This window comes from Maribacter spongiicola (genome assembly GCF_004364165.1).
Taxonomy (GTDB): Bacteria; Bacteroidota; Bacteroidia; order Flavobacteriales; family Flavobacteriaceae; genus Maribacter; species Maribacter spongiicola.
The window spans coordinates 128,848-142,250 of the sequence record NZ_SOAY01000011.1 but is presented as its reverse complement, the minus strand read 5'-3'; the positions used below and the strand labels follow the sequence as shown (position 1 = coordinate 142,250).

At 34.9% G+C, this 13,403-nt stretch carries 9 protein-coding genes and 1 tRNA gene; 4 read left to right on the top strand and 6 right to left on the bottom strand.

All coding sequences use genetic code 11. The features are described 5' to 3' along the window. Positions 1-184 precede the first annotated feature (184 nt). From CLV90_RS19215 to CLV90_RS08850, 4 genes are all read left to right on the top strand, one after another. A tRNA-OTHER gene (locus CLV90_RS19215) sits at positions 185-274 on the top strand. Between the two features lie 166 nt (positions 275-440). Next, entirely contained in the window at positions 441-1,982 is a 1,542-nt protein-coding gene (locus tag CLV90_RS08860) for an FAD/NAD(P)-binding protein (RefSeq protein WP_133687155.1), read from the top strand. Positions 1,983-2,091: 109 nt separating this feature from the next. After that, complete coding sequence (locus tag CLV90_RS08855) at positions 2,092-5,469, top strand: PQQ-dependent sugar dehydrogenase (protein ID WP_133687154.1); 3,378 nt, start codon at positions 2,092-2,094, stop codon at positions 5,467-5,469. Next, positions 5,466-6,143 (top strand): hypothetical protein, encoded by a 678-nt coding sequence (locus tag CLV90_RS08850; protein WP_133687153.1) that lies wholly within the window; start codon positions 5,466-5,468, stop codon positions 6,141-6,143. Before CLV90_RS08855 ends, CLV90_RS08850 begins: the two co-directional genes overlap by 4 nt. A 62-nt stretch (positions 6,144-6,205) precedes the next feature. On the opposite strand, the gene CLV90_RS08845 is transcribed toward CLV90_RS08850, so the two are convergent. The 6 genes from CLV90_RS08845 to CLV90_RS08820 form a co-directional block, all read right to left on the bottom strand. Further along, a complete protein-coding gene (locus CLV90_RS08845; protein WP_133687152.1) occupies positions 6,206-7,387 on the bottom strand; it encodes an OmpA family protein in 1,182 nt (393 codons plus the stop codon). 120 nt (positions 7,388-7,507) lie between these two features. Then, positions 7,508-7,954 (bottom strand): hypothetical protein, encoded by a 447-nt coding sequence (locus tag CLV90_RS08840; RefSeq protein ID WP_166638554.1) that lies wholly within the window; start codon positions 7,952-7,954, stop codon positions 7,508-7,510. Further along, positions 7,947-9,086, bottom strand: a complete 1,140-nt coding sequence (gene bshA, locus CLV90_RS08835; RefSeq protein WP_133687150.1) for an N-acetyl-alpha-D-glucosaminyl L-malate synthase BshA — start codon at positions 9,084-9,086, stop codon at positions 7,947-7,949. The genes CLV90_RS08840 and bshA overlap by 8 nt, the downstream gene beginning before the upstream one ends. A 19-nt stretch (positions 9,087-9,105) precedes the next feature. Further along, entirely contained in the window at positions 9,106-12,015 is a 2,910-nt protein-coding gene (locus tag CLV90_RS08830; protein ID WP_133687149.1) for a glycoside hydrolase family 3 N-terminal domain-containing protein, read from the bottom strand. Positions 12,016-12,109: 94 nt separating this feature from the next. After that, the gene (locus CLV90_RS08825; protein ID WP_133687148.1) at positions 12,110-12,592 is read right to left on the bottom strand and encodes an ABC transporter ATPase; all 483 of its coding nucleotides are present in this window, start codon (positions 12,590-12,592) and stop codon (positions 12,110-12,112) included. Positions 12,593-12,610: 18 nt separating this feature from the next. Then, entirely contained in the window at positions 12,611-13,402 is a 792-nt protein-coding gene (locus CLV90_RS08820; protein WP_133687147.1) for a (Fe-S)-binding protein, read from the bottom strand. Position 13,403 lies beyond the last annotated feature (1 nt).

The following is a 13,403-nucleotide window of genomic DNA, read 5'->3' as shown; positions in this document are numbered from 1 at the left end:
TTTACTTTACAAAAAAAACCTATAATAACTTAGTATTAGATTAATATCGTTCAACTTCATATATATACGTTTAATAAACAGCGTGCAAATTTACCTTAACCTTGGGACAAAATAAATTTCATTTGGTTAAAAAAATTACATACCCACAATATTATCAAATAGTACACGTTTTCTATAAAGAATTGGAGGAATGGCAGAGTGGTCTATTGTAGATAATGATGTATTTTATTATTGAGGTTAACGCCTCCGAGGGTTCGAATCCCTTCTTCCTCCGCTATAAAAGCCCGTTAACTACGGGCTTTTTTTTATACGAAGAAAGCAAAGTTAATTACTAAATTTGAGCATATAATCGATGATATAGTCGAATTGAACAAATATAAAATACATGCCTTTGAAATTCAATAATATTTAGTCAATTTTATATAATATATTTTTTAAAAATGTCAGAAAAAATCGCATTTATTGGAGCCGGGATAGCGACAAGTTATACCTTAATTCCTTTGTTAGATAACATTGAAAAGGAAGAACACATCAATGAAATAGAAATTTTCATTATAGACAAGAGTAATGATTTCTTTAAAGGTATGCCTTATGGTAATCGTTCTGGAAAATCAGTTCTTTTAATACAGGATCTAAAGAACTTCATTACAGAACCACATAGAACACATTTTAAGAATTGGCTAGATGCCAACCTTGATGAACTTGTAGAGGAATTTATCGAGAATGGTGGAATGTATGCTACAAAGTGGGCAGAAATAAACAGCCCCCTATTTAAAAAAGGAGAATGGGATGATTTATATATTCCTAGATTTTTCTTCGGCAAGTATATTAACCAAGAGGTGTTGGGACGAATAGATAAGTTAGAAGGCGAAAAAAAACTAAAAATAACTTACATTCAAAAAGAAACAAGTAACATCACCAAAAAAGCAGATAATTTTCAAATTAATTTTATAGACAATACTTTTATTTCCTCAGAAAAAATAGTGCTTTCTATAGGTTCATTACCCTATAAAAAATTATTTAACGGCGAAATAAAGAATCATAATAATAGCCTCTACATAAAAGAACCATATGGTTTAGGAATGGAGAAAAATATGGAACAAATTTCAAGTTTCATAAATCGTCGTAAATCAAAAAAACTAAAAACAAAAATTGCAGTTTTAGGCGCAAATGCAAGTGGTTTAGAAATGATTTACAAAATCTGTGATAAACTAAATATTGATGAATATGATACGTCATTTAAAACCCTCTCTTCCCATGGTGTAATGCCTGACGGAACATTTGATTCAATTAAGGCAAAACAATTTAAGGCAAAGCATTTAGAATTACTTGCCGAGAAAAAAAATTTGACCGCCAAAACTATTGCGGAAGCAGCTCACAAAGATATTGATGAAGCTGAAAAGCAAGGGCTAGGTGCAGCTACAACAGTTGGTATTATTTCTAAAGGTTTTGGTATTTTACTCCCAAGTTTGACCAATGAAGAGTTATTGAATTTTGCATGTTTTTATGGTAATCAAATCGGTAGACGACAGCGTTGCGCTGGCAATCATTATCTATCTGTTGTCGAAGAACTATCAAATCGTGAAAGATTTGAACATATTAAAGGTCGTTTTCAAAGTCTTTACGAAAGTTCAGATGGCTTGACCATGACTTATAGTAACAGCAATGCTAAAGAGACTATCGAAGATTCTGAAACCTTTAATATTGTTATTAATTGTCTTGGGAGCGTAGACTTAAATTCCAATGATTTATCACCATTCTTTAAAAATCTTATTAACAAAGGTCTATGTGAACCAAATTTATCTAAAATAGGATTCAAAGTAGATGCAAATATGCAAGCTTCAGAAAACTTATTTGTTGCAGGGCCCTTATTAGCTGGTAACCAAATCGAAGATAAAATTTTTTGGCATTTAGAGCATTGCGCAAGAATTATATGGTCTAGTAATATTCTCGCTGAAAAAATACAAGCCAATCTCATTTAACAATTGTCAACTAAAATCTTAGCGTTTTTTTAGAGTCCAATTTTAAGTATTCTAAATTAAGAAAATAGTAGAATGAACAGTATATTTGATACCGTTCTAAAAAACACGTATGTCGCCGAAGCAGAATATTATAGTGTTAATTATTTTCCTAATAATTTTATCAATACACCCAAGCAGAGGTCAGGTCTCATATGAAAATGCTTTCCCGAATTTAGATTTCAACTTTCCTGTTGAAATTCAAAATAGCAACGATGGATCCAACCGCCTATTTGTAGTTGAACAGCCTGGTAGAATAAAAGTATTTCCAAATAAATCTAACGCAACTGTTGGAGAACTTACTACATTCTTAGATATTTCTTCAATAGTTTCTTATAGTGCGGGTCAAGAAATAGGACTTCTAGGTCTTGCCCTTCACCCTAATTACAGTACTAATGGCTACATTTTTGTTTACTATATAGACCAGCCCAGTAATTATAGAATTAATATTGCTCGTTATACTGTTAACAGCACTAACCCTAACTTGATTGACGCTAATTCAAGAACCATCATTGCGCAATTCACTAAAAACCAATCAGATTCTAACCATAACGGTGGCAAAATTGCTTTTGGTCCAGATGGTTATTTGTACATCTCTATTGGTGATGGCGGCGGTGGCGGAGATCCTCAACGAAATGGACAAAATTTAAATACCGTTTTTGGTAGTTTACTTAGAATCGATATTGATCTTGATGGTAATAATCCGGTAGAAACAAACGCTGAACTACCAAATGGCAATTATGAAATACCTTCAGATAATCCAAGAGTAGGTCAATCGGGATTAGATGAGTTGTATGCCTGGGGTATTAGAAATACCTGGAAATTCTCTTTTGACCCAACTGGTAACCTTTGGGGATCAGATGTAGGTCAAAATTCCTATGAAGAGATAAATATAATTACCAAAGGCGGCAACTATGGTTGGAATAGGTTTGAAGCAAATACAGAACCTAGCTATGGTAACGAAACATCACTTGCTACTTCACCCGATAGTAAACCAATATTCTTCTATGACCATAATGCATCTGACCTTTCCATAACCGGTGGCTACACCTATAGAGGATCTTTAACAAGCAATAGTTTAAAAAATAAATACATTTATGGCGACTATGTTTCTGGCCGTGTATGGGCGTTAGCATACAATGCCGCCAACGGAAGTACAACCAACGAACTTCTTTTTAAAACAAATGGAGAATTTATTTCCTCATTTGGTGAAGATGAAGCTGGTGAATTATATTTTTCTGATTATGGGGCAAATGCTAAATTATTTAAATTAACAGAAACCATAACAGGTCCCGTAACAACTCCCGTAAACGGAATAGGAGAATGGAAACCACTATCCTCAGGTACAGATGGTATCGTGCAATCTATTATATCATCAACCAATGGTACAAGCTTTATTGCTGGATCCTTTAATTCTGCCGGCGGTATTAGTGCATCAGACTTGGCAACTCTAAGTGATACTGAAGTGTGGGCATCACTTGGTAGTGGCGTAGAAGGTTCTGTTCTAGCAATAGCTTTAGCCCCTGACGGAACTCTTTACATTGCAGGTGATTTTACTATAGTAAACGGCATTGAAGCTAACAATATCGCGAAGTGGAACGGCACTACATGGTCAGCCTTGAGTTCTGGTACAAACGGACCAATCGCAACCATGGCTTTTAATGAAAATGGAACTTTGTTCGTAGGAGGTGTATTTACAACAGCTGGTGGCTTGGATGCCAATAATATTGCAAAATGGGAAAATGAATCTTGGAGCTTACTGACCGATGCCACAACTAATATTTCAGGTACCAACAATGAGGTTCGCTCTATACATATAGATGATAATAATAGGGTATATATTGGCGGAAATTTTGATACTGCCGGTGGTATAGCTGCAACAAGAATTGCCTTATGGAACGGCTCTAATTGGTCTGCTCTTGGTTCTGGTACAAGTGGATTTGTACAAGCCATGGATTCTGCAGGTGATTATTTATATGTTGGTGGTAATTTTGCTATTGCCGGAGATAAAACTGTAAATAGAATAGCTCGATACCATAAAAACAATAACACTTGGGAAGCTTTAGGGACTGGAGTAAGTGGGAATGTAAACGCAATTACCAGCAGTGGAATTTATATATATGTTGGTGGTACATTTGATACTGCAACTGATAATGGTACAGTTGATAAGTTAGTAAACAATATTGCACGTTGGAGTACCGAAAATGGTTGGCAAGCTTTAGGTACAGCTACAAATGTAGGGGTAAATACTAGAGTTAATGCTTTACAGTTTATTAAGAATGACACCGAACTTTTGGTTGGTGGCAATTTTAGTAGTGCAGGAAATACCAATGCGAATAATATTGCCAAATGGGGAGCGGTTTTTTGCACTAACGAAAGTGTAATACCCGAATATTTGATTGATGGTACTTGGGATAGTGGAAGCAACAACTTAACTATTACCGAAGGAGATGCCATAACCTTAAGCATTTTACCTAATGACATTGCTTTTACAATCACTTTACCTGGAGGTTCCGTCGTAAACAATGATTATGTAATAGAGAGCGCAAATACTTCACAATCTGGAACCTATATTTTTACAACGTCAGAAGGCTGCACTACTGATTTTATATTGACAATAGCAGCCGCTAGTAATAAATCAGATGATGATGGCGACGGTGTTTTAAATATAAATGATATTTGCCCTAACACTCCCAATGGTGAATTAGTAGATGAAAATGGATGCATAGTAACATCATATCCTGCTAATCAGTTTAAAATTACTTCAACAGGTACTTCTTGTGTTGGTAGAGATAACGGATCTTTATTCATTGAATCTTTAACTGACGAAGAATTTAATGCTACTATTACTGGTGAAGGTGAAAATAGAACCATTGCCTTCACTGAAACACTAACTATTGCCGAATTAGCCAAAGGAGAATATAATTTATGCATATCTTCTACTTCCTCTACAAATTATCAAAACTGTTCTAAAATAATTATTAACGAACCTTTACCCTTAAGTGTACTCTTAGACTTCGATTCTTTGACCAACAGTGTAAACTTAAAATTGAGCGGTGGCGATGAATATACCGTGAAAGTAAACGGTAAAAGTTTTCAAACTAGAAAAGAACAAATCAGCATTCCGTTATTAGATGAAATTAGTACGATAAGTGTTATTACCGATCAACTGTGTCAAGGAAAATTTGAAGAAACTATATATTTGGGAACGACTCCAATAATTTATCCAAATCCGGTAGGTAATAGTCTATCAATAGATTTAAAAACTCTTACAGTAGATAAGATTGAAATAGCTATTTTTACAGAAGCAGGAGTTTTAGTACATTCAGGCAACTATAATGTTGAACAATCAATCATTGAAATTAATACTAGCTTATTAAGCTCAGGTATTTATTTTTTAAGATTGAAGAATGATAACTTCAATAAATCCTTCAAACTTTTAAAACAGTGAAAAAAAGCGGATTTTTAGTTTTCCTATTAGTAATACTTCAATCATGCGGTGTAGATTCAGATGTTTTGGAATACGCCAAAGATCAAATAAACATCACGCTAATCTTCCCTGAAGATGACTCTGAATGTACCGAAGGAATCATAGTTTCTGATACGCAAAGCGAGCTCGTTTTTGAATGGTTAGATGAAAATGATAATAGTCCGTATATCGTGCATTTAACGAATGTTGTAAGTGAACAGACAGAATTAATAGAAAGTGATGATTCTGACGTTGCCATTACCCTAGATCGCGGCGTACCCTATTCATGGTTTGTAACCGGAAAACTCAATAGTACTAGCGAAATTTGGAATTTTTATAATGAAGGTCCAGGTTTAGAGTCTGCAGTACCCTATCCTGCTACAGCTATCTCCCCTGTTTCAGGAGCTTCAATATCGCAAACTAGCACAACGGTTAATTTAATATGGAAATCAGAAGATCCTGATGACGACATTGTTTCTTATGATTTATTTTTTGGTGAAGCAAAAGACCCTCAGCTTTATGGAACGGATATTACAGAAACTAGATTTAATGATATACCAGTTGAAGCAGATAAAACCTATTATTGGAAAATTATAACCAAAGATAGCATCGGTAATGAATCTACCTCTGAGGTCTTTACATTCTCTGTTGGTTAACACCTTATAAAAAAGCCCCTTTAGTAATTACTAAAGGGGCTTTTTTATAAGGTGTAATCTTATTAGAATTCTAGTATCACAAACTCAGAACGTCTGTTAACCGCATGCTTTTCTTCAGGACAATATGTATTATCATCACACTCGTTTAATAGTTGGGTCTCACCGTAAGCTTCTGTCGTCAACTTATCTTCAGATACTCCTTTAGATAGTAAATAATCCTTAGTTTTATCGACCCTGCGTTGCGATAGCCAGTCATTATATTTCGAGGTTCCTCGAGAATCGGTATGGGAAGTTATTTTTAAAGTTAATGTTGGTATCTCTTCTAAAACCTGAACTAAAGAGTCTAACACTTTTTTAGATGAAGAAGTAACAACCGAAGAGTTTAAACCAAAATATACATTTCCTAAATTCTCAATTCTCGACTTAATTTCTGTCTTACGCTTATTAATTGCATCTACTTTAGCTTTCTCAGCTGCAGCCAATGCATCTTCCTCTTGTTGTTTTTTGAGTCTTTCTGCCAATAATTTTTCGTCTTTTAAACGGTTAACTTCATTGATAGAATCTGTTTGACGTTGTTTCTCTTTTGCGATAGCTGCTAAAAGTTCTAGTTTTTCCTCGCCTCGTTTAGAAAGTCCTTTTTCAATACCGAATTGATAAACAACTCCCGCTGCATGTTGTATATGGTTGGTAGCGCCTTCACCTTGACTCATAGCCCATTTACCAGTCGAGTTAAAGTCTAACCCCCAACGATCCGAAAACCATGTTCTAAAACCGACTACTGCGTTATAAGTACCTCTCCCTTTATTATTTGCATCTGTATACCCGGCACCAATACCTACATAGGGATCAAACCATGCTGTCTGACCAATAATCTTATTAATGTCATAAGTTACTCTACCATCAATACCAAAATAACTGATATTATCAGAAATAACTTCTGCATCAATAATTTTACCTTCCTTATATTGATTATAGGTACCAACAGCTTCCAAACCTAAACCACTTTTAAAATACCTTCCAATACTTACTCTAGAAGGAAAAGGAACAATATTCCATTCATCACTAACATTAAAAATACCGTTAAAAACGTTACCTGAATCATCTACAGCGTTTAAACCGACACCAAAAATCCAAGAGCTCTGTACAATACTATCCTTTGCCGTTATCTGAAGTTCATCTTGGGCAAAAGTGACAGATGAGAACATAAGCAGTACTAAAAAACTAAAAACAGTGGTAGTTTTCATAATTGATAATTTGGGGTTATAAAATGTAAAATTAGTTGTAGGTGAGCTGCTTAGCAAATAATTACTTTATACAGCAATAAAAATCGTTTGATAGTTGAATGTAGAATAATTATCGACTAATTACTTTTGAATTTTTAGAGTTTTGGTACTTACAGGCAACCTATACATGCTGAAAGGACTTACAATAAATGCATTATCTTCTTTAGCATCTGTAGATTTCAACTTATGTACTTCCAAATAATCAGCTTTCTCGTTCAATTCTAAATCAGCATAATTAGAAGCTGTACTTTCGCCGCACCATATAAGAATCATTTCAGTACTAAAATCTATTGAAGGCGGAGTCAATCCTGGTTTTCTGGTCCGGTTTATTTTACCGTAAAAAGCATTCAATTCTTTCTGATTCTTTATTAAAAGATACTCCTCATGCTCAAATCCGCTGTAATTCTCATTTAAAATAAGTTCCATACCCGTATCATTAGATTCTTGCAAACTACTTTGGGCAGTGCTCTTACAAGAATTCAGCTGAATTATAGCTAACAGAAAAAAACAAGTAAAATATTTAAACATTTTTGAATCTTCCTTTATAAGCCCTTTCATATACTTCTTCGTAAAGCGGAACCACCTTTTGAATATCAAAACGCTGTGCTTCTTTTAAGGCATTAAGTTTAAATCTCTCTAAAACACTATCATTTTTTAAAATGGTAATCGCCTTAGCTGCCATATCGTTGATGTCACCAATATCACTCAAAAACCCACTTACACCTTCGGTATTCACTTCGGGTATACCACCAGCGTTACTAGAAATTACAGGGACTTTGTTTATCATCGCCTCAAGAGCTGCTAGACCGAAACTTTCTGACTCTGACGGCAGTAAAAATAAATCTGAAAAACACAAAATCTTATCGATCTCATTACTATTACCTAAAAATATAACCTTATCGGCAATACTCAATTCTTCGCATAAACGCTCAGCACCTTCTTTCTCTGGTCCTTCACCGACCATAATAAGTTTTGAAGGAATTTGAAGTTGAATTTTACTGAATATTTTAATTACATCAGGTATACGTTTTACTTTTCTAAAGTTACTAATGTGCGTTACTATGCGCTCTCCTTCACTTGCCATATTTGATCTTTGACAATTGGTAAAAGAAGTACTATATTTTTTTGCGTCGATAAAATTAGGGATAACTTCAATCTCGCCTTTAATATCAAAAGTATTTAAAGTTCCTTGTTTTAAACTTTCAGAAACTGAAGTAACCACATCAGACTGATTAATACTAAAAGTAACTGCTGGTTTATAAAAAGGATGTTTACCCACCAAAGTGATATCGGTACCATGTAATGTTGTAATCATTGGCACATAGATACCTTCTTCTTCTAACATTTTCTTTGCCATATACCCCGCATACGCATGTGGTATTGCATAGTGCACGTGTAAAAGATCTATTTTATGAAGTTTAATGGTATCAACCAACTTACTAGATAATGCAAGTTCATACGGCTGATAATGAAATAGTGGATATTCTGGCACATGAACTTCATGAAAGAATATTTTATTACTCAACAACTCTAACCGAACAGGTTGCTTATAGGTAATAAAATGAATCTCATGACCTCTATTAGCCAATGCAATTCCCAATTCTGTTGCGACTACACCACTACCACCAAAGGTAGGGTAACATACTATTGCTATTTTCATTATAACAAAACTACCTTTTTTAATTCAGAATTGAATCGTAAATAGCCTGTTGAATTCTAGTTCTTAACCCAGATTTAACTAAAAGTGTGTTTGATGCAGATGGATATGTTCTGTTTGATAAAAATACGTAGACAATTTCTTCTTCTGGATCTGCCCAAGTATATGTTCCTGTAAAACCACTGTGCCCGAAACTTTTTCTTGAAACACAACCACAAGTGGGACCACTATGTTGTAACTGTGGTTTATCGAAACCTACTCCCCTGCGCACATTATTGTCACAGAAATAACAGGTGTTGAATTTTTTTACTGTTCGTGAATCAAAAAATTTAGTGCCGCCATAATACCCATCTTGAAGATACATTTGCATGATCTTAGCGACGTCATTCGAATTACTGAAAAGTCCGGCATGGCCTCCTACACCAGCTTGCATAGCCGCACCCATATCATGAACATAACCTTGTACGGTACCGTATCTGTAATAATCATCTTCCTCTGACGGAACAATCATTTTCTTATCAAATTTTTCTAACGGATTATACGAAGTGTGGTTTGCCCCTATTCTACTATAAAGAAAATTGTTTGACAATGCGTCTAACCTTTGATCGTAACTTTCTTCAACAACCTTTTTCATTACATAATAAGGAACGTCGCTGTAACGGTATCTATTAGATTTTAAATCTTGTCGCCCTATTCTATTATAAATGGAATCTTTATAAGCATCTGCTAAATACAGATTATCATACACTTTTGTCGAAAAACCTGGTAATGGCGAGTTTCTATAAAATTCACCTGAAGGCTTTTTATTTTCATCTAGCGTATTGATGTAAAAAGGAATCCACGCAGGCAAACGCCCATAATGTGAAAGTGCTTTTAATACCGTAACATTTTTAATTTCGGTATTAGAATAATTAGGCACTAACTCTTCAAATGTATTATTCAAGCCAATTCTACCTTCTTCCTCCATTTTCATGACCATTGGCAAAGTTGCCAATATTTTAGTCAAAGAAGCCAAGTCATATACGTAATCGTTGGTTATTTTTTCTTTGCTATCGTATGTTGGTTTACCGAAACTTTTCTGATAGATTACCTTTCCTTTTCGAGCAACAAGAACCTGACCACCAGGAAACATCAAACTATCTAACCCGTCGTTCATTAACTCGTCAATATTTCTTAGTCCCTTAGAACTCATTCCAACCCGTTCTGGTATACTATAGCCCAACCTACTTAAAGATTTAACTTGCACCCCAATATTAACGGGAAATTCTTTGTGGGCACTAACAGGTAATTTACCCCTTGCACTTACGGCACCAAATAAAATTTCAGCTGTTTTTTCTTGTGCTATATCACTATTTTGATAAGACATTACCACAGCATCGATTGTATCATATGATTTAATATCTGATAACGCATATGGTTTGGCAAAAACACATAGTATAAGATTAGAAGTACGTTCACTTCCTATTGCTTGCAGCCAGTTTAATTCTTTAGTTGAAAATTTATAGGATTTCCACGGACTATCATTACTCATGTGATGTCCTACAATGATCAAATTGAAATCTTTAAGCTTTGCTTTTAACGTATTAATATCACTAGCTTCAACTACAGTTATATCTGCATAGTTTTTCAATCCTTTTACAAATGACTCATTATCTGAATCGCCCATTTTTACATAAGCGATTTTTTTATTGTCAAGATTTTTAATTGAAAGTAAGTCTAACTTATTCTTAACAACGGTTATAGCATTCTCAATAGCTTGCTCATAAATAATATCATCTTCAAGACCATTTAAATCTTCATACAAATTATCTAAACGAATTGGCTTGTAGTTATTAAGACCTGCCTTATATTTTGCCTGTAATATTTTTTTGACCGAATAAGCTAATCGCTCTTCAGATAACCTACCCTTTTCGTAAGCTTTGGTTAATTTCTCTTTTGCGCTAACAATATTTTCTGGCATTAGTAACATGTCGTTACCGGCCATAAATGCATCTAATTCAACACTACCATCATTACCTTTTGTAGAAACCCCTTTCATATTTAGGGCATCGGTAAAAATCAATCCTTCGTACCCCAACTCTTCTTTTAAAATACCTGTAATAATTTGCTCAGATAAGGAAGAAGGCATTCCTTTTTTCATTTCAAGTGCAGGCACCTCTAAGTGGGCAACCATTATACTACTTAAACCTGAACTGATTAATTTTTTAAACGGATAAAGTTCCAAACTATCCAATCTTTTTCTGGAGAAAGGTATAACCGGTAAATTGTGATGAGAATCTACTTCTGTATCGCCATGACCGGGAAAATGCTTCCCGTTTGCCAATACCCCAGCACTCTCCATACCTCTTGAAAAAGCAGTTCCTTTCGCGACTACATTATCTCTATCCTCTCCAAAAGAACGATTGCCGATAATTGGGTTTTTCGGATTTGTATTAATATCTAAATCAGGAGCAAAATTTATATGTACTCCCAAACGTTTAGCATGCTTCCCAATTTGATGGCCGACTTTTTCTACGATTGAATTATCTTGAATAGCCCCCAAGGTCATATTCCAAGGGAATGCATAGGTAGAATCTAACCTCATGGAAAGTCCCCACTCGGCATCCATTCCAATTAATAATGGAACTTTTGAAGCAGTTTGATAATCATTTGTAAGTTTTGCTTGTAGAACAGGTCCGCCTTTAGAAAAGATAACACCTCCTAAATGCTCTTGAAGTATCAAATTCTTAATTTGATCGGTAGCTTGCTTACTTTGGTTAGAAGCAACACTTACCATAAATAGCTGACCCAATTTTTGATCTAAGCTCATTTGAGCATACTGTGTATCTACCCATCTCTGTTGAGCAGTGCTGTCTTTGGTTACCAAGGGGTTTTGAGCCAGTAAATTTGAACAACAAAACAATCCACAAATAAGAAAAAAAATATAGCGCATAAAAATATATGTACTGAGATAACTATTATGGATTGAAATTATTGCATTTCATCGATATAACCCAATAAAATCTATTACTTAAGAAGAAATTATGTTAAAGGAAACGAGCATGCCAGCTCTCAGAAGCAGGTACTTCCCAATGTTCAAGATATTCGCCTTTATTCGTTACTAGGTTATTGAAGACAATGGTATTCTTTGAAACGGCTTTTTGCTTCGCCATAGCTTTAAAATCCAATAAGCTTTTATAAGCTACAAATTCACCTTGTTTGTAAGAAACGTTCATCTTATCTAGTAGAAGTACATCATACTTCTTTTCTAGAGCTTGTATAAAACGAACAGAGGCGTCTATTGAACATCCTGTAGCGCTTTGATCAGTTTGATCCAGGGCGATAACAATAAATCGCTTGTATTTTATTTCGTACCCAGCTTGTAAATCATTACCATGTGCAGTCCACGAGGTTAAAAAAGCATCTAAATCAAACCCAATTTCAGCCATCTCACTTTCAGAAAATGAACGGTTACATTGATAAATCCAAACTCTTGCAGTCTCTGGTAACGTATTAAATTCTACTAGCAAATCTTATTTTTTTAACTATTATAAGTCCTCGGCCGTTGCAATCATTTCAGCAATATCCATAACTTGTACCGAATCTTCTTTTTCTTTATTTTTAACACCATCGGTCATCATCGTGTTACAGAAAGGACAACCTGCCGCAATAATTTCTGGTTTTGTTTCTAAGGCCTGCTCAGTACGTTCAATGTTCACATCCTTATCACCCTTTTCAGGCTCTTTAAACATTTGCGCACCCCCAGCACCACAACAAAGACCTCTTTGCTTGCAGCTTTTCATTTCAATAAGCTCGGCATCTAGTTTTCTAATTAAATCTCTTGGCGCCTCGTAAACTCCGTTTGCCCTCCCTAAATAGCAAGGATCGTGAAATGTAATACGCTTCCCCTTAAAGTTACCGCCTTCCATAGAAATTCTTCCATCGTTCAGTAAATCTTTAAGAAACTGTGTATGGTGTACAACTTCATAATTACCGCCCAAGCCAGGGTATTCATTTTTTATCGTATTAAAACAATGCGGACACGCTGTAACTATCTTCTTAATTTCATAAGCGTTCAGCACCTCTATATTAGTCACTGCTTGCATCTGAAACAAAAACTCATTACCGGCACGTTTTGCAGGATCACCCGTACAACTTTCTTCTGTACCAAGTACCGCAAAAGATACATTAGCCTTGTTCAAAATCTTTACGAAGGCTTTCGTTATTTTCTTTGCTCTATCATCAAAACTACCAGCACAACCTACCCAAAACAAAACTTCAGGTACAGTTCCCGACGCAAAAAATTCTGCCATTGTAGGCACTTTTAATTCACTTGCCATA

What these genes read in the sequence shown, in the direction of transcription:
- bshA (WP_133687150.1), bottom strand. Translation starts at nt 9,086, where the DNA reads ATGAAAATAGCAATAGTATGTTACCCTACCTTTGGTGGTAGTGGTGTA.
- CLV90_RS08840 (WP_166638554.1), bottom strand. Translation starts at nt 7,954, where the DNA reads ATGTTTAAATATTTTACTTGTTTTTTTCTGTTAGCTATAATTCAGCTG.
- CLV90_RS08845 (WP_133687152.1), bottom strand. Translation starts at nt 7,387, where the DNA reads ATGAAAACTACCACTGTTTTTAGTTTTTTAGTACTGCTTATGTTCTCA.
- CLV90_RS08855 (WP_133687154.1), top strand. Translation starts at nt 2,092, where the DNA reads ATGTCGCCGAAGCAGAATATTATAGTGTTAATTATTTTCCTAATAATT.
- CLV90_RS08820 (WP_133687147.1), bottom strand. Translation starts at nt 13,402, where the DNA reads ATGGCAAGTGAATTAAAAGTGCCTACAATGGCAGAATTTTTTGCGTCG.
- CLV90_RS08830 (WP_133687149.1), bottom strand. Translation starts at nt 12,015, where the DNA reads ATGCGCTATATTTTTTTTCTTATTTGTGGATTGTTTTGTTGTTCAAAT.
- CLV90_RS08860 (WP_133687155.1), top strand. Translation starts at nt 441, where the DNA reads ATGTCAGAAAAAATCGCATTTATTGGAGCCGGGATAGCGACAAGTTAT.